The sequence below is a fragment of the Ruegeria sp. HKCCA5463 genome, assembly GCF_013034175.1.
GTDB lineage: Bacteria > Pseudomonadota > Alphaproteobacteria > Rhodobacterales > Rhodobacteraceae > Ruegeria.
This window is the reverse complement of the sequence record NZ_WQFL01000001.1, coordinates 644,273-666,314: the sequence shown is the minus strand read 5'-3', so window position 1 is coordinate 666,314 and position 22,042 is coordinate 644,273. Positions and strand designations below refer to the sequence as shown.

The 22,042-nt window shown below is 59.3% G+C and carries 26 protein-coding genes; 13 read left to right on the top strand and 13 right to left on the bottom strand.

Features of this window, described 5'->3' with window-relative positions; genetic code table 11:
* Positions 1-100 precede the first annotated feature (100 nt).
* Positions 101-1,147: a Hint domain-containing protein gene (locus GOW09_RS03355; protein WP_171115632.1), complete on the top strand. Its 1,047-nt coding sequence runs from the start codon at positions 101-103 to the stop codon at positions 1,145-1,147.
* 46 nt (positions 1,148-1,193) lie between these two features.
* On the opposite strand, the gene GOW09_RS03350 is transcribed toward GOW09_RS03355, so the two are convergent.
* Entirely contained in the window at positions 1,194-1,733 is a 540-nt protein-coding gene (locus GOW09_RS03350) for a GNAT family N-acetyltransferase (RefSeq protein ID WP_171115630.1), read from the bottom strand.
* Positions 1,734-1,973: 240 nt separating this feature from the next.
* On the opposite strand from GOW09_RS03350, the gene alr reads away from it, so the two are divergent.
* Genes alr through GOW09_RS03335 form a run of 3 tightly spaced genes read left to right on the top strand, consistent with a single transcriptional unit; the run spans position 1,974 to position 4,530 of the window.
* Positions 1,974-3,008 carry an alanine racemase gene (alr, locus tag GOW09_RS03345; RefSeq protein WP_171115628.1) on the top strand — a complete coding sequence of 345 codons (1,035 nt, stop codon included), beginning with the start codon at positions 1,974-1,976 and terminating at the stop codon, positions 3,006-3,008.
* Positions 3,005-3,787, top strand: coding sequence for an ABC transporter permease (locus GOW09_RS03340; protein ID WP_171115626.1), 783 nt, complete (start codon positions 3,005-3,007; stop codon positions 3,785-3,787). The genes alr and GOW09_RS03340 overlap by 4 nt, the downstream gene beginning before the upstream one ends.
* Positions 3,784-4,530: an ABC transporter ATP-binding protein gene (locus tag GOW09_RS03335; RefSeq protein WP_171115625.1), complete on the top strand. Its 747-nt coding sequence runs from the start codon at positions 3,784-3,786 to the stop codon at positions 4,528-4,530. Before GOW09_RS03340 ends, GOW09_RS03335 begins: the two co-directional genes overlap by 4 nt.
* On the opposite strand, the gene GOW09_RS03330 is transcribed toward GOW09_RS03335, so the two are convergent.
* Positions 4,527-4,943 carry a thioesterase family protein gene (locus GOW09_RS03330; protein ID WP_217360252.1) on the bottom strand — a complete coding sequence of 139 codons (417 nt, stop codon included), beginning with the start codon at positions 4,941-4,943 and terminating at the stop codon, positions 4,527-4,529. The two genes, GOW09_RS03335 and GOW09_RS03330, sit on opposite strands and share 4 nt — an antisense overlap.
* Before the next feature lie 114 nt (positions 4,944-5,057).
* Here GOW09_RS03330 and GOW09_RS03325 point away from each other — a divergent pair, with 114 nt between their 5' ends.
* Positions 5,058-5,510: a paraquat-inducible protein A gene (locus GOW09_RS03325; RefSeq protein ID WP_171115621.1), complete on the top strand. Its 453-nt coding sequence runs from the start codon at positions 5,058-5,060 to the stop codon at positions 5,508-5,510.
* Positions 5,511-5,691: 181 nt separating this feature from the next.
* On the opposite strand, the gene GOW09_RS22510 is transcribed toward GOW09_RS03325, so the two are convergent.
* Positions 5,692-5,841, bottom strand: a complete 150-nt coding sequence (locus tag GOW09_RS22510; protein WP_253284166.1) for a hypothetical protein — start codon at positions 5,839-5,841, stop codon at positions 5,692-5,694.
* Between GOW09_RS22510 and GOW09_RS03320 the strand changes: the two genes are divergently transcribed.
* The 6 genes from GOW09_RS03320 to GOW09_RS03295 all read left to right on the top strand — a co-directional run bounded on the left by GOW09_RS03320 (position 5,840) and on the right by GOW09_RS03295 (position 11,962).
* Positions 5,840-6,442 carry a DNA repair protein gene (locus GOW09_RS03320; protein ID WP_253284165.1) on the top strand — a complete coding sequence of 201 codons (603 nt, stop codon included), beginning with the start codon at positions 5,840-5,842 and terminating at the stop codon, positions 6,440-6,442. The two genes, GOW09_RS22510 and GOW09_RS03320, sit on opposite strands and share 2 nt — an antisense overlap.
* 121 nt (positions 6,443-6,563) lie before the next feature.
* Entirely contained in the window at positions 6,564-7,928 is a 1,365-nt protein-coding gene (radA, locus tag GOW09_RS03315) for a DNA repair protein RadA (RefSeq protein WP_171115616.1), read from the top strand.
* Positions 7,929-7,968: 40 nt separating this feature from the next.
* Complete coding sequence (locus GOW09_RS03310; RefSeq protein WP_152458169.1) at positions 7,969-8,562, top strand: CvpA family protein; 594 nt, start codon at positions 7,969-7,971, stop codon at positions 8,560-8,562.
* A 642-nt stretch (positions 8,563-9,204) separates the two neighbouring features.
* Positions 9,205-10,728 (top strand): amidophosphoribosyltransferase, encoded by a 1,524-nt coding sequence (purF, locus tag GOW09_RS03305; RefSeq protein WP_171115614.1) that lies wholly within the window; start codon positions 9,205-9,207, stop codon positions 10,726-10,728.
* A 298-nt stretch (positions 10,729-11,026) separates the two neighbouring features.
* Positions 11,027-11,275 carry a hypothetical protein gene (locus GOW09_RS03300; RefSeq protein ID WP_171115613.1) on the top strand — a complete coding sequence of 83 codons (249 nt, stop codon included), beginning with the start codon at positions 11,027-11,029 and terminating at the stop codon, positions 11,273-11,275.
* A gap of 42 nt (positions 11,276-11,317) precedes the next feature.
* Entirely contained in the window at positions 11,318-11,962 is a 645-nt protein-coding gene (locus GOW09_RS03295; protein ID WP_171115611.1) for an SDR family oxidoreductase, read from the top strand.
* A gap of 60 nt (positions 11,963-12,022) precedes the next feature.
* Here the strand turns inward: GOW09_RS03295 and GOW09_RS03290 are convergent, their stop codons facing one another.
* The 4 genes from GOW09_RS03290 to GOW09_RS03275 all read right to left on the bottom strand — a co-directional run bounded on the left by GOW09_RS03290 (position 12,023) and on the right by GOW09_RS03275 (position 14,540).
* Positions 12,023-12,865 carry an ATP-binding protein gene (locus tag GOW09_RS03290; RefSeq protein ID WP_170344072.1) on the bottom strand — a complete coding sequence of 281 codons (843 nt, stop codon included), beginning with the start codon at positions 12,863-12,865 and terminating at the stop codon, positions 12,023-12,025.
* A 116-nt stretch (positions 12,866-12,981) separates the two neighbouring features.
* Positions 12,982-13,863 (bottom strand): twin-arginine translocase subunit TatC, encoded by an 882-nt coding sequence (gene tatC / locus GOW09_RS03285; RefSeq protein ID WP_170344071.1) that lies wholly within the window; start codon positions 13,861-13,863, stop codon positions 12,982-12,984.
* Entirely contained in the window at positions 13,860-14,318 is a 459-nt protein-coding gene (gene tatB / locus GOW09_RS03280) for a Sec-independent protein translocase protein TatB (RefSeq protein ID WP_152458175.1), read from the bottom strand. Before tatB ends, tatC begins: the two co-directional genes overlap by 4 nt.
* Before the next feature lie 6 nt (positions 14,319-14,324).
* Positions 14,325-14,540: a twin-arginine translocase TatA/TatE family subunit gene (locus GOW09_RS03275; RefSeq protein WP_152458176.1), complete on the bottom strand. Its 216-nt coding sequence runs from the start codon at positions 14,538-14,540 to the stop codon at positions 14,325-14,327.
* 222 nt (positions 14,541-14,762) lie between these two features.
* On the opposite strand from GOW09_RS03275, the gene GOW09_RS03270 reads away from it, so the two are divergent.
* On the top strand, positions 14,763-15,068 hold the full coding sequence (locus GOW09_RS03270) for a hypothetical protein (RefSeq protein ID WP_171115609.1): 306 nt from the start codon (positions 14,763-14,765) through the stop codon (positions 15,066-15,068).
* A gap of 21 nt (positions 15,069-15,089) precedes the next feature.
* Positions 15,090-15,761: a YafY family protein gene (locus tag GOW09_RS03265; protein WP_171115608.1), complete on the top strand. Its 672-nt coding sequence runs from the start codon at positions 15,090-15,092 to the stop codon at positions 15,759-15,761.
* A gap of 63 nt (positions 15,762-15,824) precedes the next feature.
* On the opposite strand, the gene GOW09_RS03260 is transcribed toward GOW09_RS03265, so the two are convergent.
* From GOW09_RS03260 to GOW09_RS03235, 6 genes are all read right to left on the bottom strand, one after another.
* Entirely contained in the window at positions 15,825-16,991 is a 1,167-nt protein-coding gene (locus tag GOW09_RS03260; protein ID WP_152458179.1) for a peptidoglycan DD-metalloendopeptidase family protein, read from the bottom strand.
* Positions 16,992-17,053: 62 nt separating this feature from the next.
* Positions 17,054-17,704 (bottom strand): protein-L-isoaspartate(D-aspartate) O-methyltransferase, encoded by a 651-nt coding sequence (locus GOW09_RS03255; RefSeq protein ID WP_171115606.1) that lies wholly within the window; start codon positions 17,702-17,704, stop codon positions 17,054-17,056.
* Positions 17,701-18,483 (bottom strand): 5'/3'-nucleotidase SurE, encoded by a 783-nt coding sequence (gene surE, locus GOW09_RS03250; RefSeq protein ID WP_171115604.1) that lies wholly within the window; start codon positions 18,481-18,483, stop codon positions 17,701-17,703. The genes GOW09_RS03255 and surE overlap by 4 nt, the downstream gene beginning before the upstream one ends.
* A gap of 114 nt (positions 18,484-18,597) precedes the next feature.
* Complete coding sequence (locus GOW09_RS03245) at positions 18,598-19,692, bottom strand: ABC transporter ATP-binding protein (protein ID WP_171115602.1); 1,095 nt, start codon at positions 19,690-19,692, stop codon at positions 18,598-18,600.
* 80 nt (positions 19,693-19,772) lie between these two features.
* A complete protein-coding gene (locus GOW09_RS03240) occupies positions 19,773-20,822 on the bottom strand; it encodes a methyltransferase domain-containing protein (RefSeq protein WP_171115600.1) in 1,050 nt (349 codons plus the stop codon).
* Between the two features lie 106 nt (positions 20,823-20,928).
* A complete protein-coding gene (locus tag GOW09_RS03235; RefSeq protein ID WP_171115598.1) occupies positions 20,929-22,041 on the bottom strand; it encodes a hypothetical protein in 1,113 nt (370 codons plus the stop codon).
* Between the last annotated feature and the right edge of the window lies 1 nt (position 22,042).

Genomic DNA, 22,042 nt, shown 5'->3' with positions numbered 1-22,042 from the left:
AGATATGAAACGCCAAGCCCTTTGGTGTTTTTCCTGCCCGGTGTTAACGTGACGGTGACGTTCAACCCAACGCGCCAAACCCGCCCGGAGACCCACTGATTTGCCCGCGATCATATCGGAAATAAGATATCGCAACGGCCCGAACTTTGCTCCGGACGGAGATTTCATTGAAATCCGGGTTCCGACCGGAACCGACGTCACCGGCTTGCAGGTCGATGTTTACAACCCCAATGGCTCGGTGCGCAGTTCGACGGATGTCGACAACGGAACGATGACCACCGTGGGCGGGTTCGACTATTACGTGATTTCGGCGCGCATCAACCGGTTTGGGGCGGTCTCACTTTCGGACAATGGTTCGGTCCTCAGCTTTGTATCCTTCGACTCGCAGGTAACTGCGACACAGGGGCCGGCCAGTGGCCAGACCTCGACCCAGATCGGCAGCAACGGCACGGACGATACCGCGTCTCTGTCATCGAAGGACGGGGTCAACTTTGTTGAAGATCCCAATCCCAGCCCCGGCGCCCCCTGTTTCGTTTCGGACACCCTGATCCTGACGGACCGTGGCGAAATCAGCGTTCAGGATATCCGCCCCGGTGACAAAGTGATGACGACCGAAGGCAGCGCGGCCACCGTGCGGCTTGTTCTATCCCGGTCCCTGCGCCAGGCCGATCTGTTGAAATCACCCGAACTGCGCCCAGTCCGCATTACGGCCGGCGCCCTGGGGCACGGCCTGCCCCGCCGAGACCTGACGGTTTCGCGACAGCACAGAATGCTGGTCCGATCGGACATCGCGCAGCGCATGTTCGACACAAGAGACGTTTTGGTCTCGGCCATCCGGTTGACAGACCTGCCGGGCGTTTACGTGGATTACGATGCGACGCAGGTGGTTTATCATCACGTTGTCTGTGACCGTCATGTGGTTCTTTTTGCCGAAGGCGCGCCAAGTGAAAGCCTGTTCACCGGCCCCGAAGCCCTCAAATCCCTTCCGCCCGAAGCGTTGCACGAGCTGTTGCAGATTTTTCCGGGTCTCGACTGCAATAAGGATATGGACCCTGCCTTTTATATCCCCAGCGGAAGGCGACAGAAAAAGCTGGTGGCCCGACATGTCCGGAACAGCAAGGCGATCATAGATGAGGCTCTGTTCTAGGCTCTAGATCCGAGGCCATCGACCAAAGCGAAAAAACCGATCCCGCCTACCACAGCAATGGATTGTTCAGCGCGGAAACGCATCGCGACGGGCCTTTCAGCGGTTTCAGGTCAAAACCGTCCAGCGCCTGTCCCAACCAGCCGTGCGGATGGCTGAGTTTCAGCGGTGGCTGGGCAGTATCCTCGGTGATCTGCACAAAACCCGTTTTGCAATAATAGGCCGGGTCGCCATAGGTCAGTGCCACGTCCACACCTGCGGCCCGCAAGCGATCCAGACCATAGGAAATCAGCGCTTGTCCAATACCTGTTTTTTGCCTGCCCGTCTGCACGGCCATCGGCGACAGGATGAACACGTTGCGCGTATCCTGCGAAAACGTCATCCGGGAAAAGATGGCACAGCCAAGCAGCTCGTGATCGTGTTGAGCCGTGCACACCAGGATATCTTCAGGCGGCGTGCTGTTGAGCAATTCACGTGCGAATGCACCTATTGCCGCCCCTTCCTCTGGCCCTTCCGATGCGGAAAAAACGTCTGCAAAAAGACGGATGATCTCTGACGGGTCACGGGTCAAACCGGTAGAAAAATCCATGGCTCCCTCATGAGTTGACGCTGCGCCCGGTCTTTGCCGGAACCGAACGATCCGGTTCCCAGGATCGCTTTAACGTTGATGTGAAGACAATCCCCAAAACCTGCAACCATGGCGGAATGCTGCCATTTCCTCCGGTTTTATGGCGTTTTCCGTAACAACAGACCAAACACCAACATAAACCGACAGGTAAATGCGCCATTCCCTCTTGACCTTGGACGGCGCAATGTCATGAACAGTGCCATGAGTACTGCACGTTTGACGATCAATCTTCAGGCGCTCGCCAGGAATTGGCGGGCGCTCGACGCGAAAACCGGGGTCGAAACCGGCGCCGTGGTCAAGGCCGATGCCTATGGGCTGGGTGCCGGGCCCGTCAGCGATACACTGGCCGAGGAAGGCGTTCGCAAGTTTTTTGTGGCGGCCGCAGAAGAAGGCGCCGCTGTCCGCAAGGCGGTCGGCCCCGGCCCGATGATCTTTGTCTTTTCCGGCCATATGGAGGGCGACACAGACCTTCTGCGCGCCAACGACCTGACCCCGCTGATCAATTCGGGCGAGCAGTATCAGCGCCATATGGAGGCCCTGCCCGACCATCCCTTTGGGATTCAGCTGGACAGTGGCATGAACCGGCTGGGTCTGGAACCCGCCGACTGGGCCGAACTGCGCCCAAGGGCTGAGGCCCTGAACCCAGCCGTTGTCATGTCTCATCTGGCCTGCTCGGACGAGCCGGACCATCCGATGAACCGGCATCAGCTGAAAACCTTCCGCGAGATGACCGACGGTATCGCCGCGCCGCGTTCTCTGGCTGCGACCGGCGGTTTGCTTTTGGGGCCCGAGTTCCATTTCGATTTCTGCCGCCCGGGCATCGGCCTGTATGGCGGCCTGCCCTTTGCGGATGCCAAACCCGTTGTCACCGTCGATCTGCCTGTCATTCAGGTGCGCAGATTGGCCGTGGGCGAAACCGTTGGTTACGGCAACAGTTGGGTGGCGCGCCGGCCGTCCCGTATCGCCACCGTCGCGGCCGGGTATGCGGACGGCCTGCATCGCGCCATCGGGGGCGGCATCGACGCCTTCGCAGGCAATCAGCCCTGCCCGGTTGTTGGCCGTATCTCGATGGACCTGATCACGGTGGACGTAACAGACCTGCCCAAAGACCCGGAACGCCTGCGTATCCTGAATGGCCATCAGACCGTCGATGACCTGGCCGAAGCTGCCGGGACAATTGGCTATGAAATCCTCACATCAATGGGCAATCGCTATTCGCGGGGCTATGTGGAATGAACCCGCTCACCGCGCTCGGAGGTCTGGGCCGCACAGTTCTTAGCCTGCTTGCGGCCTTTGGCCGGGTGGCATTGTTCGCGCTTGATGCGATTTCGCACATTCTGCGCCCCCCCTTCTATCCGCGCGAATTTGGCATGGCCCTGCTGAACATCGGCTGGCTGTCTCTGCCGGTCGTCGGCCTGACCGCGATTTTCACCGGCGGTGCGCTGGCGTTGCAGATCTACGCTGGCGGCGCGCGTTTCAACGCCGAAGCGGTGGTGCCCCAGATCGTCGCCATCGGCATGGTGCGAGAGCTCGGCCCGGTTCTGGTCGGCCTTATGATTGCTGCGCGCGTGACCTCATCCATCGCGGCCGAAATCGCCACGATGAAAGTGACCGAACAGATCGACGCGCTGGTCACGCTGTCCACGCATCCGATGAAATACCTCACCGTCCCGCGCGTTCTGGCCGCCCTGATCACGGTGCCGGCTTTGGTGGCAGTGGGTGACATCATCGGAATTGCCGGGGGTTACACCGTCGCCACGCAAAATCTGGGCTTCAACCCGGCCGCCTATCTGAAAAACACGATCGATTTCCTTGAAGCCCGCGACATCGTCTCGTCGCTGGTCAAAGGCGCGGCCTTTGGCCTGATCGCGGCCATCATGGGCTGTTACTACGGCATGAATTCCGGGCGTGGTGCACAGGGCGTGGGACGCGCCACCAAGGGTTCGGTCGAGGCCGCGGCGGTGCTGATCCTGGCCGCAAACTTCGTTCTCACAGGGGTATTCTTCTCGCTATGATCCGGATGGAGAACGTACATAAGGCCTTTGGCGACAACCACGTGCTGCAAGGCATGAACCTTGAGATCCCCAAGGGCACCTCGATGGTCATCATCGGCGGTTCGGGCACCGGAAAATCGGTCGCGTTGAAATGCATTCTGGGCCTGATCAAGCCCGACAGCGGCATGATCTATGTGGACGGCAAAGACGCCAGCAAAGGCGACCGAGATGCCTTTCTGGCACGGTTCGGGATGCTGTTTCAGGGCGCGGCCCTGTTTGATTCACTGACCGTCTGGCAGAACGTCGCCTTCCGCCTGCTGCGTGGTTCTCTGAAACGTCCAACCGAGGAAGCCCGCGAACTCGCCATCGACAAACTGCGCCGCGTAGGTCTGAAATCCGACGTGGCCGACCGCTTTCCGGCGGAACTGTCAGGCGGCATGCAAAAACGCGTGGGCCTTGCCCGCGCCATCGCCGCCGAGCCCGAAATCATCTTTTTCGACGAACCCACCACCGGCCTCGACCCGATCATGTCCGGCGTCATCAATGACCTGATCCGCGAAATCGTGACCGAGATGGGCGCCACCGCGATGACCATCACCCACGACATGAGCTCGGTCCGCGCGATTGCCGACAACGTTGCCATGCTGCACGGAGGGGTTATTCAATGGACCGGTCCGGTGGGCCAGATGGATGCCTCGGGTGATCCTTATGTGGAGCAGTTCATCAGCGGCAGTGCAGAGGGGCCGATTGAGGCGGTGCGTTAATCTTCGCTCTTTGCCAGCCACTTTGCCGAGCGTTCGATAACGTCCTGAGGAATAGCTTCGGCGCGCCTTGTCTGCAGGTTGAGCAAGACGCATTTGAAAACCGTCGAAAATGTCGTTTCACCGTCCATCACTCGAACTAATTTGTGGCTGAAAGTCATGGACTTCGTTCCTACTTTCAGGATTTCGCTTTCCATTTGGATCGCCTCGCCGGCACTCAATTCCGCAAGGAAATTGCTTTCTGCATAGACCACCGCAAAGGATAGCTTTCTTCCCGACCGCATGTCTTCGGACGTCAGCCCCAACTCTGCCTGCAATGCAAAAACGGAATCCGAACATGCCGCAAAATACTTGGACACGTTCATATGCCCCAGAAAATCACAGTCCGATGGATCGACAATTGACTTGAAGGCCACAAAACCCGACATCATTCCTCCCCGTCTAAAAATAACTCAGTGGCGAGTGCTGGTTTAAGGTAACCATATCAAATCATCGCCGCAAATTTCGAAATCTTACCTAGACGCCCAGTCATGCCCCTCCGCCTCGCCACCCTCTCCCTCCTGATCCTTTACCCCATCGCGTGGTTCGCCCCGCTGATGCGCGCGGGGTTTCTGCCGATCTTCGGCCTCAGCGAAATCAGTGTCATCACCGGGCTGAAATCCTTGTGGAAATCCGACGTCTTCCTTGCGCTGATCGTCACCATCTTCGCCCTCTTCGCGCCCTACATCAAAACCATCGGCACCGCGCTGATCCAATGGAACCTGTTGGATGCCCGCGTCCAACCTGCGCTCAACATCCTCGGCAAGCTGGCCATGGCCGACATTTTCCTGATCGCGCTTTACATCACTTTGGCCAAGGGCATCTCATACGCCACCGTTGAGACCGCATGGGGTCTCTACCTGTTCACGGCCTGCATTTTGGCGTCGATCGTGCTTGGCCATATTACAGAGATGACATCCACTTCACGAAAAGCTCAGACCTAATTGAATGAAAACACAAATCTAAGTATCATCTTTATATTTCGAGCAGCAGTGTTTTGTAGTTTTCGGGTCCGCAGCGGATCGTACGCAATCGTTTGACTACCTTCCGCTTTGGCCCGGTGTGTACCGGTTTGAGAAGGAGTTCGACGATCATGGCCGCCCTCCACAGTATTACATTGCAATTTCAGAATGCCTTTTTAAGACTGACTTTTTTCCTGATCTGTTTGGCGGCCTTGTCAGCCGTTTCAGCCACACTGTTATCCGCTTTTGGCGTATTGCCTTGGCTCTCGATGCAGGCCGGATTTGGCGAGGCGCCGGCAAAGGATGCCGGCATGTTAATCCAGATTGGCCTGACAGCGCTGATTCTCATGCTGGCGTTTTACCTGCCGGCAAATGCCCGAATGATGGCGCTGGAAAACAACCACCGCAATTTTGCCCTCAATATGCATGACATCGCGGACGCGTATCAAATGGCACATGCCGCCGATCGCGGCGGGCTGTTCATGATGTCGTCCGAGTTTGACGCCGTCAAGGAACGTATGGGGTTTCTGCGCCAGCACCCCGACCTGCAATCGCTCGAGCCCGAGATCCTGGAACTGGCCGCGCAGATGAGCCAGATCAGTCAGGAACTGGCCCGGACCTATGGCGATGCGCAGGTCGAACGCGCGCGGATGTTCCTGCAACAGCGACAGGAAGAGATCGAACTGTTTCAACAACGTCTGGAAGAGGCGCAGGTCATCCAGAACGAATTGCGTCAATGGACGCGGGATGTGGAAATGGAAGAGACGATCGCCAGGTCGCAACTTACCCGCCTGCGGGATGAGTTGTTCGAGCTTCTGCCCGAATTGTCGACCCAACTGCACACACCGCGCAACATCGGCTCCTCAAAGGCGTCCAGCGTGGTTGCATTGTCGCCCCTTCGACCGGCGGAATAGGCGCGCCAGCGCCCGCTTCGGGCGATGGCCCAACCGGGCCTGAGGCCGCAGCGCGCCATCGGCGGTGAGGAAAGCCCGCAAGGGCTTGAAGAACCGCCCAAGCTCGGGCACCAAGTGCGTCATGGCAAAGACGACATCCTTCTCCTGCTCGGCCTGCGGTGCGACGCATACACGATGGTCCGGACGCTGCGACGGTTGCGGCGAATGGAACACCATTGTTCAGGACGCGCCCATATCGACTGGCCCGGCCAGAAAATCCCTCGGCGGCAAACGCGGCCAGTCCATCGCACTCACGGATTTGTCCACCGAGGAAACACCGCCGCCCCGCACCCTCTGCGGGGTCGAGGAGCTGGACCGCGTCTTGGGCGGCGGGCTGGTCCCGGCCTCCGCCCTTTTGGTGGGCGGAGACCCCGGCATCGGGAAATCCACCCTGCTGCTGCAAGCCGCAGCGCGTTTCGCGCGTGCGGGCGTGAAGACCATCTATGTCTCGGGCGAAGAAGCCAGCGCACAGGTTCGTATGCGCGCACGCCGTCTTGGGCTTGAGGACGCCCCCGTTCAACTCGCCGCCGAAACCAACCTGCGCGATATCCTCACGACGCTGGAAGCCGAAAAACCGGGCCTGGCCATCATCGATTCGATTCAGACGATGTGGGCAGACAATGTCGACAGCGCACCCGGTTCCGTATCACAAGTCCGGGCCGCAGCCCATGAACTGACCACGTTTGCGAAACGGCACGGTGTTTCGATCATCATGGTTGGCCACGTCACCAAGGAAGGCCAGATCGCGGGCCCTCGTGTGGTCGAGCACATGGTTGATACCGTCCTTTATTTCGAGGGCGAGCGCGGCCACCAGTTCCGCATCCTGCGCGCGGTCAAGAACCGCTTTGGGCCAGCGGACGAAATCGGCGTGTTCGAGATGACCGGCAAGGGTCTGGCGCAAGTGACCAACCCCTCGGCCCTGTTCCTGTCCGAACGTGGCACGCCAAGCCCCGGCTCTGCTGTTTTTGCTGGCATTGAAGGCACTCGTCCCGTGCTGGTCGAATTGCAGGCTCTGGTCGCACCCTCGCCCCATTCACAGCCCCGCCGCACCGTTGTTGGTTGGGACAGCGGGCGGTTGGCGATGATCCTTGCGGTGCTCGAGGCCCGCTGCGGCATTCCTTTTGCCGGGCTCGACGTCTATCTCAACGTTGCCGGAGGTCTGAAGGTCAGCGAACCCGCCGCCGATCTGGCTGTGGCCGCCGCCCTTCTGAGTGCCCGCGAAGACACAGCATTGCCCGCCGACACGGTCGTATTCGGAGAAATCTCGCTGTCCGGCGCACTTAGACCGGCCCCACAGACCGAAAACAGGTTGAAAGAAGCGCAAAAACTTGGTTTCACGGCGGCAATTGCTCCGGCTGGTGGTAAAACCGGCACTGTGGCAGGTCTGACACTCACCCGACCCTCTGATTTGGTGGGGTTTGTTGGCGAAACCTTCGGAGCAGGTTAAAGTCGCGCCTTAAGGGGCAGAAAAAGAACAGGCGAGGGCCATGGAAGGTTTTACAATAATTGACGGGGTCGTCGCCCTGATCATCGTGCTGTCGGGCTTGCTGGCCTACTCACGTGGCTTCATGCGCGAAGTTCTGGCCATTGCAGGCTGGGTCGCGGCGGCCGTTCTGGCATTCATCTTTGCCCCACAGGCTGTACCGCTGGTCAAAGAAATCCCGGTGGTTGGGGATTTCCTGCGCGACAGCTGTGAACTTTCGGTGATCACCGGCTTTGCAGCCGTCTTTGCCTTGGCTTTGATTGTGGTCAGCATCTTCACACCGCTGTTTTCATCGCTGGTGCAGCGCTCGGCTTTGGGTGGCCTGGATCAGGCGCTGGGGCTGTTCTTCGGCATCGCGCGCGGTATTCTGCTGGTTGCAATCGCCTTCTTTGTCTATGACACGGTCATGACCGGCCAGTCCTATACAATCGTGGACGAAAGCCGCTCGGCCAAGGTGTTCGAGCAGTTCAGCAGCCAGATTGAAGAGCAAAACCCCGAAGCCGCTCTGGGTTGGGTGACTGCACAATACGAGGAACTGGTTGCCAGCTGCACGGCAGGAAACGAACAACCCGAAACCACGGCACCAGCTGACGGGTAAACTCAGGGTGCATTGCGTGATGAAAGCCCGGCACTGTCCGGGCTTTTTCTATTCAAATATAACCTTCCCCGCCACAAATCGTGCAGCGGATCGTTTTCAGCCCGAAACACCCGTCGCACCGGCTGGAGATCGGTTTTCCAAGAATATCCCGGCTTTTGACAACTTCGCCCGCCCCGTTGCAGATCTGACAGGGCGCCCGGCCCATTCCCCGGCACCTGTGGCACCGTTGTTTGATCCGCTCCTGCTTCTTTTGAGGTTTATGTTGCCACATTCCGGCCCTTTGCGTGCTTCACCCATCCTGATTTGCACATATTAATTGGCATGACAGCACATATGATTGCACATGTCATCTCCTTCGTGAACTTGCCCCGATCTGCGAAATCCTGACCTGCGGCAATAGGTGAGTGTGATCCTTTGATGACAGCCACGCCATTAGGCATTATGTGGAGGCCAACCCGCCACGGAATCGGAGCCACCGATCTTGTTCTTTCTGTTCGAATGCGCGCTGGTCGTTGTGATGGTCGCCCTATTGGCGTCGTTGTCGCCTGCCACCAAACTGACAGCACGCGCCTTGCAGAGGATCCGAAGCCGAACGGCGGTCAACCCTCAGGTCAAATCGTCATAGAAGTTGGAGCCCCGTAAATGTGTGGGATTTTGGGAATCGCAAGCCGGACACATGATGTGTTTGCCGAAATCTATGACGGGCTGCTGATGTTGCAGCACCGGGGTCAGGATGCCTCAGGGATCGTGACCTATAACGGCGAATTCTTCCGCGAAAAGAAGGCCAACGGACTGGTCAAGGATGTGTTCAACGCCCAGGATGCAGAAACCCTGTTGGGTCGTGTGGGCATGGGGCATGTGCGCTATCCGACGGCGGGGTCCCTCAGCGCGGCCGAAGCGCAACCCTTTTTCGTGAACGCCCCTTACGGCATCTATCTGGTTCACAACGGCAACATCACCAACACCGCTGAGCAGCGCGAAAAGGTTACCGGCAAATACAGCCGGCACCTGCGCACCACGTCAGACTCTGAAATCCTTCTGAACGTCCTGGCCGACAAAGTGGCGGACGCGATCAAGGTGAATGGCAACGGCGAACCCATCCGCAATCTGTTTGCCGGTGTGAAGATGACGATGGAACGCGTTCAGGGCGCCTATTCCGTGATCTGTCTGGTCGCGGGTGTCGGTATGCTGGCCTTCCGCGATCCGTTTGGCATTCGCCCACTTTCGGTCGCCAAACGCGAAGTGGACGGAGACGGTGATGATTATGCCTTTGCCTCGGAAGACGTGGCCTTTGGCATCAACGGCTTTGAAAAGCTGCGTGATCTTCGCCCGGGTGAGGCGATCCTGATCGATCTGGACGGCAACATGCACGAGTATCAGGCGGTCGAAGGCAAGCTGACGCCCTGCATATTCGAGTATGTCTACCTAGCGCGCCCGGATTCTTTGCTGGACGGCGTTTCGGTTTACAAAACGCAGATGCGCATGGGCCAGACGCTGGCGAAACAGATTCAAGACTCGGGGTTGGAAATCGATCGGATCATACCGGTGCCCGACAGCGCCCGCCCCGTGGCCCTGGAAGCCGCAAAGATCACCGGCATCCCCTATCGCGAAGGGCTGGTGAAAAACCGCTATGTCGGGCGTACGTTCATCATGCCGGGTCAGGCGGAACGGCAGAAATCCGTCCGCCGCAAGCTGAATGCCGTGCCGCTGGAATTCGACGGCCACAGTGTTCTGCTGATCGACGATTCCATAGTACGGGGCAACACCATCAAGAAGATCGTTCAGATGTGCCGCGATGCCGGGGCCAAGAAGGTCTATGTCGCCAGCGCCTCGCCGCCGGTGAAATACCCCAATGTCTACGGTATAGACATGCCTACCAAGGCCGAGCTGATCGCGAACGGCAAGGAAGTCGAAGAGATCCGCGAAGAACTGGGTGCCGACGCCCTGTTCTATCAGCACTTGGAAGATCTGATCTGGGCCGCCAAAGAGGGCAATCCCGAGATCGAAGCCTTCGACTGTTCCTGTTTTGACGGCAAATACATCACGGGCAGCGTCAGCGAAGACTATCTGGATAATCTGGAACACAGCAGCCGTGTCAGCCAGAAGCGCGCCGACATGCAGGTTCCGGGCGGGTCCTGGAACGCGGCGAAACTGGCCTCGGGCTGAGCGGACGAAACGGGACTGACACGGTCGGTTTTCCGTTCTGAAAAGCGAATCAAAACGGCGGATCATCCCGGCCAGCCGATAGCAGTCGACCGGCCTGATTGCTGTCATGGGATGTGGATGAGTGGAAACTTGCCACAACCAGTCGGCGAATTCCACGCAATCACAAGGGCTTTTTTCAAGGGCGCCAAATCGTGATGACACCTGTCCGTGCAGCGCTTTTGTTCGCTTGAGCGTTTTGCTATCTGGCCGCGACCACTCACTCAAAAAGGGGTCCGGGCCACGCCCCGGACCGCGGATCATGTCAAACGCCAAAGTCCAAAGCGCGGCCACACAGCGGGGCGCGCTGAAGAAGAATTCCGTCTCGGTTCTGGGCGTATTCGGGCCGAAAGCGGATATGCGCGCCCTGATGCGACTGTCATCAGGCCGCGTGAAAGAAGTAAAACCCGGAAGCCGCGTTGCCTCGGGCACAGTTGTCGCGATTGATGAGCATGGCATAATGCTGCGACAAAGCGGCCAGACCAGACGTATCGCCATCCCCGGCGGCTGATCACATCTTGACGCCCCGCGCGCGGGGGTTCAAACCGCAGGCATGACCGATACGACCAAAATCGCCCTGATAACCGGGGCCTCGCGCGGGCTGGGCGCTGCCCTGGCCGAAGCGCTGGCGCCCGAATACCACATCGTCGCCGTCGCCCGGACCACTGGCGGGCTGGAAGAACTGGATGATCGCATCAAGGCCAAGGGTGGCTCTGCCACGCTGGCACCGATGGACATCACTGATCCGAACGCGATGGCAACCCTGTGCCGCGGGATCCATGACCGTTGGGGCAAGGTGGATTTGTGGCTGCATACGGCCATTCACACCTCGGCGCTGACGCCGGTACATTTCGTTGACCCCAAGGAATGGACCAAGGCAGCCAACACGAATGCAAACGCAACCTCGGTTCTGATCCCATATGTCTCGCCGCTGCTGGGTGAAAACGGCCACGCGGTATTCTTCGATGACCCGAAAGCCGGACAGAAGTTCTATGGCATCTATGGGGCCACCAAGGCCGCGCAAATGGCGCTGGCCCGCAGTTGGGCGGCCGAGACCGAACGAACCGGTCCGCGCGTTTCGATCGTGGAACCAGCACCGATGCCGACCGCCGTGCGTGCCCGGTTCCACCCGGGCGAAGATCGCGATGCACTGACGAGCACGGCTGATGAGGCCGCCCGGATACTGGCGCTGCTTTAGGAAATGGCCCTGACGGGCCATGCCTCCGGCGGGGATGTTTTTGGCCAGATGAAGCTGGAATCAGGCGATATGAACGCCGTTGCGCCCGGCCAGATCGACGAAGAACTGCCACGCGACACGGCCTGAACGCGATCCGCGCGTGGCCTGCCATTCAATTGCTTCGGCGCGCAGGATTTCGGCATCGACCGAAACGCCATAGGCGGCACAATAGCGGTCGATCATGGCAAGATATTCGTCTTGATCGCAGGGGTGGAATCCCAGCCACAGACCGAAGCGGTCGGACAGTGATACCTTTTCCTCGACCGCCTCTGACGGGTTGATGGCGCTGGAACGTTCGTTTTCAATCATGTCCCGCGGCATCAGGTGACGGCGGTTCGAGGTCGCGTAGAACACCACGTTTTCCGGGCGACCTTCGATACCGCCATCCAGAACGGCCTTGAGCGATTTGTAATGCTGGTCATCGTGACTGAACGAGAGGTCGTCGCAAAACAGGATGAACCGATAAGGCGCCGCGCGCAGGTGGTTCAGCAAACGCGCGACCGAGCCCATATCCTCGCGCTGTAGCTCCACAAGCTTCAGGTCAGGATGATCTGCGCTCAGTGTGCCGTGGACAGCCTTTACAAGGCTGGATTTGCCCATCCCACGCGCGCCCCATAAAAGTGCATTGTTTGCCTTGTAGCCGGCCGCGAAGCGGCGGGTGTTGTCAAGTAACGTGTCGCGCGACCGATTGATGCCGACCAGCAGATCCAGATCGACGCGATTGACCTGTTCAACCGGCTCCAAGCGTTCCGGTTCCACATGCCAGACAAAGGCCGGGGCCGCATTGAAATCCGGTGTGGCCAAAGGCGCCGGCGCCATGCGCTCCAACGCGGCAGCAATACGGTTCAGGGCTTGGTCGTCCATCGGCTCCTCCGGTCAGATACGGATCGGTTCAAAGCATGTTCTGATTGGCGCAACAAGGCCCGCGAACGAGAAAGGCGCGCCCGAACGGGGCGCGCCTCGGCTGTTGTTTCAGCAGTTTACTTGTCGTCTTCGAATTCCCGCATCAGATCTTCGTCTGCTTCGGCTTCTTCATCGTCATAGTAGCCGTCGGCACGCAACTGCTCTTCCCGTTTCCTTTCAACCCGGGCCACCAGGAAGATCGAGATCTCGTAGAGGCCATAGACCACAACAAAGAGAATAATCTGCGTGATCACGTCCGGAGGCGTCACGATCGCCGCCAGCACCAGAATGCCAACCACCGCATATTTGCGCATGGCCCCCAGACCTTCGGCGCTGACCAGCCCTGCCTTGCCCATCAGGGTCAGAAGAACCGGCAATTGGAAGCACAGCCCAAAGGCCACGATGAACTTGATCGTCAGGTTCAGGTATTCCTGCGCCGAGCCCTGAAACACCACGCTCAGCGGCGCTGTAGTTACTCCATCGGCCACGGCTTCACCTTCAGCCCCGAACTGCTGGAACCCAAGGAAGAAGTCATAGGCCAACGGCGTGACGACGTAGAAAGCAAAGCTTGCGCCCAGAAGGAACATGAAGGGCGAGGCTAGCATGAAAGGCAGAAACGCATTCTTTTCCGACTTGTAGAGGCCCGGAGCCACAAAGCGCCACATCTGCATCCCGATATAGGGAAACGCCAGAATGAACCCGCCAAGCAGCGAGACCTTGATCGCGACAAAGAACCCTTCCTGTGGCGATATGAAGATCAGGCCGCAATCCTGTCCACGCTCATTCAGAACCTCACACAGGGGATTGGTCAGAAAGTTAAAGAGCGGCGTGGCCACCGTAAAGCAGATGATCATCCCGACCAGAAAGGCCACGACGCAGTGGATCAACCGCGTGCGCAGCTCGGCCAGATGCTCGATCAATGGGGCCGAGGTATCTTCGATCTCGTCGGTCTTGGTCATGTTTCGCCTTCAGTCTTCAGCGCCGCTTCGGCTTCTTCTGCCTTTGCCAGGGCCTCGGCAGCTTCCTTGGCTTTGCGCTCGGCGGCAGCGCGGGCCGTTGAGGCCTGAATTTTCTTGGCCTGTTCGGCTCGCTCGGCTGCCAGTTTACCGGTTTCGCTGTCAGGATCGAACTTGGTGGGATCCATGCTTTTCGCCATATCCTGCGCGGCTTGTTTCACGCCATCCATGGCCGAGCCAACCGGGTTCGCGGCGGCGTTGAGACCTTTCTTGATCTCGTTCACACCGGCCTGATCGGCCGCCTCGTTCATGGCGCTGCTGAATTCGCGTGCCATGCCACGGGCCTTGCCGACAAATCGCCCCACATTGCGGAACAAAACCGGCAGGTCCTTCGGCCCGACGACGATCAGGGCGACAATGCCGATGACCAAAAGTTCGGTCCAGCCCAAGTCAAACATCCGCGCTTACGCCTTGTCTTTCTCGGTTTCAGGCGTGACGTCCTTGGCCAGTTCCGACGCGTCCTGTTCCAGTTCTTCCGAACCGTCTTTGACGCCCTTCTTGAACGCGGTGATGCCTTTGCCGACTTCGCCCATCAGCGAGCTGATCTTGCCGCGGCCAAACAGAACCAGAACCACGACGGCGATCAGCAGAAGACCGGGAAGGCCGATATTGTTGAGCATGTCTCTTCTCCTTTTTCATCGACGCATATGCGCGCCGGGAATATGAACTGGGACCGTGTTTACGCCTCCAGGCCCTGTCCCAAAAGGGATACGGCACAGATTGAGGGCGAAAATTGACCTCATCTGCAAAAAACTAAGGGCTCGCGTTTTCCAACTGACAGGTTTATGTCAGTTGAACGTCGTTAAGAGGACGGTATCGAAACCTGGTCAACGGAGACTCACATGACCCATGTTGCTGAAATCGTCACCTTCACTCTTGCCAACGGCACCACCCCTGAAGAGTTCGTAAAGCTCAGCAAGGCATCCGAAGCCTTTGTTCGCAGCACGCCCGGCTTTGCCCATCGGCAGCTCAGCCAGGGCGCAGACGGCCGCTGGACCGACTATGTCGTCTGGACGGACATGAAGGCCGCGCAGGACGCTGCGGCGCAGTTCCCGCAACAGGAATGTGCAGCAAGCATGATGGCGGCCATCAACCCTGAAAGCGTTCAGATGCGCCATGAGGCCGTATTGTGGAACATGACTGCCTAGGCGCGGTCCGGACGGCGTGTCATGCGCCGAACTGACCGCCTGTTCGATATCATCCAGATCCTGCGCGACGGCAAACTGCACCGCGCGCAGGACATCGCGGACCGGCTGGAAGTGTCGGTCCGTACCATCTATCGCGACATGGACACGCTGGTCGCCTCGGGTGTTCCGGTCGAAGGAGAGCGCGGCGTGGGTTACATGGTGCGCGAGCAGATCACCCTGCCGCCGCTGAATCTGACCCCGGCCGAGCTTGAGGCCCTGAACCTCGGCATGGCGATCGTGGCCGAGGCCGCAGATCCAGACCTGAAAGCCGCCGCGAACTCTCTGGCAGACAAGATCGATGCCGTTCTGCCCACACAGGTTGTGGCCGAAGCCGATAGCTGGAAATTCGCGGTCTACCCTTTTGCAGATGCAGCCCGCGGGCTTGCACATATGGCTCCGATCCGCGCGGCCATCAAATCACGCCAAAAGCTTCGGCTGTCCTACCGCCGCATTGACGGCGTTCTGACTGAACGCACAATCCGTCCGCTTCACATGGAGTACTGGGGCCGCGTCTGGACGCTCACAGCATGGTGCGAACTGCGCAACGGCTTCCGCGTCTTCCGCATCGACCTGATCGAATCCGTCTCGCCGCTGCCAGAGATCTTCGCAGACGAGCCCGGCAAACGCCTGAGCGACTACGACCCAAACGATTGACACACTTCATCTTTTCAAAAAATACTCCCGCCGGGGGCATGGCCCGAAACGGGCCATACACCCTCATTTCAGGTAGGGGTCCGGATCCACCGATTCAAACCCTTTGCGCACCTCGAAATGCACATAGGCATCGTCACCGCCCCTCAACTGCGCCAGCTTTTGTCCACGGCGCACACGATCCCCTTTCTTGACGGTGATGTCATCAACATTGGCATAGACCGTCAGAAGATCGTTTTTGTGTTTGACCACGATGATCGGAACCTGATCCGCGTCCGCGGTGATTGCCGCTACGGTTCCCGCCTCAGCCGCAGTGACGGCTGTGCCGGGGGCCGCAGCGATGTCGATACCTTCGTTCTTGCCCTTTTTGTAGCCGCGGATGATGGTGCCGCTGACCGGCAGGGACAGGGCCGTAGATCGCGTGTTTGTCGGGGCTTCGGCAGTCACATCAGGGGCTTCAGCGCGCGGCGCGACCTTTTCGTCGGGCAAGGGCTGCGTGGCACTTGGAGGCGTCGGCGTCGGCGACCCCTGCCCCGGCTCCGTTACCTCGGTGGCCGCAACCGGTGCCGCTGCAGCAGCGCTTTGACGTGGCGCGGACTGGTTCTTGACCGGGATCAACAGAAACTGACCTTCACGCACGGTGAAGTCGGACCCCAGGCCGTTCCATTCCGCCAGCGATTCCACCGGCACCTGATAGAGGCGCGAAATCGTGTAAGCCGTTTCGCCGCGCTTGACCTTGTGGCGGACAGGTTCCGGCCCGCTTGCGACGGGCGCCGGGGCTGGCTTGGCAGGCTCCAGCGTCGTTGTCCGGACGCCCCCCGTTTCAGGGGCCTGATCAATGGCGGCTCCGGCAACTGATGCGATATCTACGCCACTGCCTGCACCTACCGAACGCGGCAAGGCGAGAACTTCGCCCTCTCGCAGGGTGTCGGTTGTCTGAAGGCCGTTGAACCGAGACAGCTCACCCTCGGGCAGGCCGACACGCGCGGCCACATCGCGCACCGTGTCGCCCCGTCGGGCCACGACAACCTGGTAGTTCGGATAGGTTATCACCCCCCGGCTGTCGGGCGACGGGCGCGACGTTGTTGCCGACTGCACTGCATCAGTGGTCGAAAATCCGCCGACCTGACCGCGCAGGTCGTAATCCAGTGGCCCCTCACACCCGGCCAGAATGGCCAGAGCGGCCACTCCGGTCGCGCAGCGACGCATAGCTGATTTGGATACTGCACTCATAATTCTGTCCTCAACGCCTGCCCCTGTTGTCCGGGGTTTCGACGACCAATTTATCAAGCCTGTTACGCATCGTCCTTGCCAAGCCCCTCAAGCAGAGGCACGAAACGGACCGACGTCAATTCTTCATAGTCCAGACCGGCCTCAGTGCGCGTTACTTTGATCAACTGCTGCACCGTGTCCGACTGACCCACGGGTAAAACCATAATACCCCCGATTTTCAGCTGCGCCAAGAGCGGTCCCGGAGGGTCTTCGGCCGCGGCCGTCACGATGATCCGATCAAACGGAGCCTGTTCCGGCAAGCCAAAGGATCCATCCGACAACATGGCCGTGATATTCGTAAGCCCCAAATCGGCAAAAAGCTTCCCTGTCTCGCTGACCAGCCGCCGATGGCGTTCGACCGTATAGACCCTGCGCGCCAGTTTCGACAGAATTGCGGCCTGGTAACCTGACCCGGTTCCGATCTCGAGCACGGTATCGCGCGGCCGAACGTCCAGCGCCTGCGTCATGAGACCAACGACCGACGGCTGACTGATCGTCTGACCGCAGGAGATCGGCAATGGCATGTCCTCGTAAGCGCGATCTGCGAACAGGCCGGTGACAAAGCGGCCCCGATCAACCTGTTCCATTGCCTCCAGAACGCGCGCATCCGTGACCCCCCGTTTGCGCAGGGCAAACAGGAACTGCATCACGGTTTCCGGGTCCAGTCCGCTCATTCGACCGCCTTCAATGCCTCCAGCATGTCATATGCGGTCAAGTCGGCGCGCATCGGTGTGACCGAGATATAGCCTTCCAGATTGACCGCAGCATCCGTTCCCGGCGCTGTCGGGTTATGCTGATAGCCACCCTTGATCCACAGGAACCGCCGCCCCGAGGGCGAGCTGTGCGGTTCGACCGAAAAATGCGTGTCGCGCCGGAAACCCTGCGCGGCGACGCGCGTACCGCGCACCTCATCTGCCGGAACAGGTGGAAAATTCACGTTGTAAAACAGGCGGTAATCACCCTGCTCCGCCGGATTTGCATCCAGAATGCGCCGGACCAGATCGGCCCCGAACCGAGCGGCAGCTTCGAACGGGTCGTCCAACCCCAGATTTCGCGGGCCGAAATACTGTGACAAGGCAATCGCTAGAATACCTTGCAGGGCCGCTTCCATCGCGCCGCCAATAGTGCCCGAATAAAGCGTGTTCTCGGCCGAGTTGTTGCCCCGGTTCACGCCGGACAGGACCAGATCCGGTGGGCAGTCCGACATCACGTCATGCAACCCCGCCAATACGCAATCCGCGGGCGACCCTTCCGCCGCATAACGCCGTTCGCTCAGCTTGGCGATCATTGTGGGGTGGGTGTAACTGATGCAATGCCCGACGCCGGATTGCTCGAAGGCAGGTGCGACAACCCAAACCTCGCCATCAGGCCCTGCCAGTTCGGCAGCGATCGCCTCCAGCGTGATCAAGCCCGGAGCGTTGATCCCGTCGTCATTGGTCAGAAGAATACGCATGTGCCCGATTTACCCCCGCGTTTGGCCCTTGATAGACCCAGCCCCGCGATGCGGCAAGCGACGCGACCCTGCAATCTGAGGCTTTCGCGCACCACTTGCACGGAAATCGCGAGGTTAACTCTGCGCCTCGGGGAAAACGAAACATTTGTCACGGCGAATGGTCAGCCACATGACACGGCCCGGATTGGGCACAAAGACATTGGGGACCGTCGCCCTGAGGATCGAGCCGTCGTAGTCCATGCGAAACTCGACCAGGCTTTCGTTTCCCAGAAAACGCGCACGCTCGACCACGCCCCGCGCGGCAACGCCATCGGTCGCGGTCGGCAGCGGGCCCTTGCCGTTGCGATCGAAATCCAGTTTGACATGCTGGGGGCGAAATACGATTTCGACATCCGTTCCATCCGGAATACCCGGCGCCAGAAACTGGCCGAACGGCGTGTCTGCCAGCGCTCCGTTCACCTGCGCCCGCAACACGTTGACATCACTGAAAAAGGCCACGGCCGCCTTGTCCGCCGGCCGGGTATAGACATTGTATGGCGCGCCCTGCTGGACGATCTTGCCGCGCCGCATCAGCGCGATCTCATCCGCCATCCGCATCGCCTCTTCCGGTTCATGTGTAACCAGCAGAACGGCCGCATCCTCTTCCTTGAGAATGGACAGCGTCTCATCCCGAATACCGTCGCGCAGACGGTTGTCGAGGCCCGAAAAGGGCTCGTCCATCAGCATGATCCGGGGCCGTGGCGCCAAAGCGCGGGCCAGGGCCACACGTTGTTGCTCGCCGCCCGACAACTGATGTGGGAACCCGTCGATGAACCGCATCAGGTCCACTTTGCGCAAAAGCTCTTCGACCCGGGCTCGTTTCTCGTCCTTGCTGCCTTTCAGGCCAAAGGCCACGTTGTTGGCCACGCTCAGATGCGGAAACAGCGCAAAGTCCTGAAACATCAACCCGATCTCGCGCCGTTCCGGGGGCACCCGAAACACGGTGTCGCAGATCAGTTTGCCATCGACGTAGATCTCGCCCGAGTCCTGCATCTCGACCCCGGCGATCATGCGCAGGGTGGTGGATTTCCCGCAGCCAGACGGCCCCAACAAACAGGTCACCTTGCCGGCCTGCACGGTCAATGACACGTCATCCACAACGACCCGCCCTTCGAACCGGCGAACAATGTTGCGAATTTCCAGACGCGGAGGAGTTGCGTTACCTGTCACCGATGGACCCCATTGCCTTTCCCGATCAAATCCATCGGGCTTGGGCGGGGATAGCAACCCCGCCCTTCAGGTGCAAGAGATCAGCAGCAACCGCCAGATGATGCGTTTTCACCTGTTGCCTCGAACGGGCTTTCGCCGCCGCAGCCTTCAAAAATGCCGAAATGGGTGGAAAAATCACCGATAAAGTCGAAATGGCGGGCAAACCGCGTGTCCCGCAGCATCATCCAGGTATTGCCGCAGACCGGAAAGACCTTGCCGGTTTCGATGACATGGTGATCGTCCAGTACAAACGCATGCGGCGCGGTGGGAACAGTGCCTTTGTAGATCACCGCCTGGCCGTAATCCTCGCAGGCCGGTTCCAGCGCCGGCAGCTTGAACAGACGGTAGGTCGCCGACAGGAATCTGAGCGGGGCAACACGTTCTTCCAGCGCAGGATTCTCGATGGTCAGCGCGCGGTGCGTCACCCGGCGCGGATCACCGAAACCTGCCTTGCGCGCCATCGACAGGAAATCATTCCAGTACAATGCACCCGACAGGCATTCGCCATACAGAACCTCATCCTCGGCCATCGCCTGCGGGACACGGCGGTCGGCATAGACGTCCGAGAAATACATCTCTCCGCCTTCTTTCAGCAACCGATGCGCGCCGCGCAGCACGGCATCCTTGTCGGTCGCCAGGTTAATGACGCAGTTCGAGACGATGATGTCGAACGATCCGGGTTCCAGATCCAGTTCCTCCAGCTTCTCGATATAGCCGTGATGGACTTCAACGTTGCTTTTGGCGTGCCCAAACGCCTTGGCGTGATATTCCTGATGCGCGCGGGCAACGTCCAGTTGTTCGGGTGTCATGTCCACACCGACGACCCGGCCTTTTTCCCCAACCATGGCAGACAGCGCATAGACGTCGCGCCCCGCCCCACAGCCAAGATCCAGAATCGACATGCCCTCGAGATCCTGAGGCGCGATCAGACCGCACCCGTAATATCGGGTCAGCACATCGTCATGAATTCTGGACAGAATCCGCTTGAGATGATCCGGCATGTCGTCAGGCGTACAACAGGCGTTGGTCTGCAAGTCCGCACTGCTTTGCAGGACTTCACCATAATAATTCCGTACCGAATCGTGTTTCATCGCTGCTTCCCCGTCATGCTTGCCTGTACGCAGCTAGTGCAATGGCCTTGCATTCGCAATCTGGCCACGGTCGTTCTGACGAAAGCGTGAGTGTTCCTGCGCCCAACTACTCCAGCAACTCAAAGTCCACACCGGCACGGATAACGCCGTTCACCTGAACCTCAAGCCGATGCGCGCCGGGGATTAGCCTGAAGGTAGAGGCATCACCCTTCAGCCTGTGACGCTTGGCCAACGTGAGCCTGCCGTTGTTCAAAGCCGCCTGTTTCAGCTTGTACACCTTAGGTGATGTTTTTCCCGCAGGGCGCTGAAAAAAAATAATATAATCCACCAGAACCGGTTGTTTCCCTACCCCGGTCAGATCAACGGAAAACTCCAGCGCTTCGCCGATACGGGCCTCGGAACTCAGATCAATTGTCACGGCGATATCCGCATCTGGGTCATATCCCAGCATCTTCATCGCCTCTGGGTGCCCGGCCTTGACTAAACCGCGCAACGTATGAGAGGTCATCCACTCCAGCTCTGCCGCGGTCTGTCGCGCCTCGGTGCGCCACTTGTCCAGACGCCCAAGCACCAGGCCCGGGTCTTTCTTGGCAATATCATTCAAATGGTTGGCCACCGACCGCGTGACATACCGGGTCGGATCGCCGTGCAACCTGTCCAACAGCGGCAACGGGTCCGTCAGACCCAGACCGATGCCCTGCCCCCATGGCAGACGGGGCCGCGTTCCCTCGCTGACCAATCGGCGCACGTGATAGCTGCCGTGGGTGCACCAGTCCTGCATCCGCCCAAGCACCTTGTCCGGGGCATGGTTCAGAAAAGGCCGAATGGCCCATTCCATCGAAAACCGCTGCGTCAGCTCCTCCAACACATCCAGAGACAGATCAACGTGATCCAGCCCGATGGCCACGACCCATTCACCCAGCGGCGCGAAAATGAAATCGCCGAAATCATCATCCGATCTGGCAGGGTCCAGCGGAGGCGGCAAAGACCGCAAAATCACCGGGGCGACTGTCGGCAAGTCGCCCGGCACGGCCTGTTGCAGGCATGTCGCGATCCAGCTCATACGCTGCTTCAGTTCCAGTTCAGGCAGACGTGACATGACCTGTGCCTGAAACGCAGAGGCGTCGAAACCCAGTTCAGCATCCAAGAACAAGTTGCTGAGAAAGCGGACTTTCTCAGCGTTGAACAACTGATCTTTCAACGAAAACCCCTGCGCCATG

Coding starts and splice junctions, on each gene's coding strand:
- GOW09_RS03350 (WP_171115630.1), bottom strand. CDS start 1,733: ATGGATTTTTCTACCGGTTTGACCCGTGACCCGTCAGAGATCATCCGT.
- alr (WP_171115628.1), top strand. CDS start 1,974: ATGAGTACTGCACGTTTGACGATCAATCTTCAGGCGCTCGCCAGGAAT.
- GOW09_RS03340 (WP_171115626.1), top strand. CDS start 3,005: ATGAACCCGCTCACCGCGCTCGGAGGTCTGGGCCGCACAGTTCTTAGC.
- GOW09_RS03335 (WP_171115625.1), top strand. CDS start 3,784: ATGATCCGGATGGAGAACGTACATAAGGCCTTTGGCGACAACCACGTG.
- GOW09_RS03325 (WP_171115621.1), top strand. CDS start 5,058: ATGCCCCTCCGCCTCGCCACCCTCTCCCTCCTGATCCTTTACCCCATC.
- GOW09_RS03320 (WP_253284165.1), top strand. CDS start 5,840: ATGTTAATCCAGATTGGCCTGACAGCGCTGATTCTCATGCTGGCGTTT.
- GOW09_RS22510 (WP_253284166.1), bottom strand. CDS start 5,841: ATGCCGGCATCCTTTGCCGGCGCCTCGCCAAATCCGGCCTGCATCGAG.
- radA (WP_171115616.1), top strand. CDS start 6,564: ATGGCAAAGACGACATCCTTCTCCTGCTCGGCCTGCGGTGCGACGCAT.
- GOW09_RS03310 (WP_152458169.1), top strand. CDS start 7,969: ATGGAAGGTTTTACAATAATTGACGGGGTCGTCGCCCTGATCATCGTG.
- purF (WP_171115614.1), top strand. CDS start 9,205: ATGTGTGGGATTTTGGGAATCGCAAGCCGGACACATGATGTGTTTGCC.
- GOW09_RS03300 (WP_171115613.1), top strand. CDS start 11,027: ATGTCAAACGCCAAAGTCCAAAGCGCGGCCACACAGCGGGGCGCGCTG.
- GOW09_RS03295 (WP_171115611.1), top strand. CDS start 11,318: ATGACCGATACGACCAAAATCGCCCTGATAACCGGGGCCTCGCGCGGG.
- GOW09_RS03290 (WP_170344072.1), bottom strand. CDS start 12,865: ATGGACGACCAAGCCCTGAACCGTATTGCTGCCGCGTTGGAGCGCATG.
- tatC (WP_170344071.1), bottom strand. CDS start 13,863: ATGACCAAGACCGACGAGATCGAAGATACCTCGGCCCCATTGATCGAG.
- tatB (WP_152458175.1), bottom strand. CDS start 14,318: ATGTTTGACTTGGGCTGGACCGAACTTTTGGTCATCGGCATTGTCGCC.
- GOW09_RS03275 (WP_152458176.1), bottom strand. CDS start 14,540: ATGCTCAACAATATCGGCCTTCCCGGTCTTCTGCTGATCGCCGTCGTG.
- GOW09_RS03270 (WP_171115609.1), top strand. CDS start 14,763: ATGACCCATGTTGCTGAAATCGTCACCTTCACTCTTGCCAACGGCACC.
- GOW09_RS03265 (WP_171115608.1), top strand. CDS start 15,090: ATGCGCCGAACTGACCGCCTGTTCGATATCATCCAGATCCTGCGCGAC.
- GOW09_RS03260 (WP_152458179.1), bottom strand. CDS start 16,991: ATGAGTGCAGTATCCAAATCAGCTATGCGTCGCTGCGCGACCGGAGTG.
- GOW09_RS03255 (WP_171115606.1), bottom strand. CDS start 17,704: ATGAGCGGACTGGACCCGGAAACCGTGATGCAGTTCCTGTTTGCCCTG.
- surE (WP_171115604.1), bottom strand. CDS start 18,483: ATGCGTATTCTTCTGACCAATGACGACGGGATCAACGCTCCGGGCTTG.
- GOW09_RS03240 (WP_171115600.1), bottom strand. CDS start 20,822: ATGAAACACGATTCGGTACGGAATTATTATGGTGAAGTCCTGCAAAGC.
- GOW09_RS03235 (WP_171115598.1), bottom strand. CDS start 22,041: ATGGCGCAGGGGTTTTCGTTGAAAGATCAGTTGTTCAACGCTGAGAAA.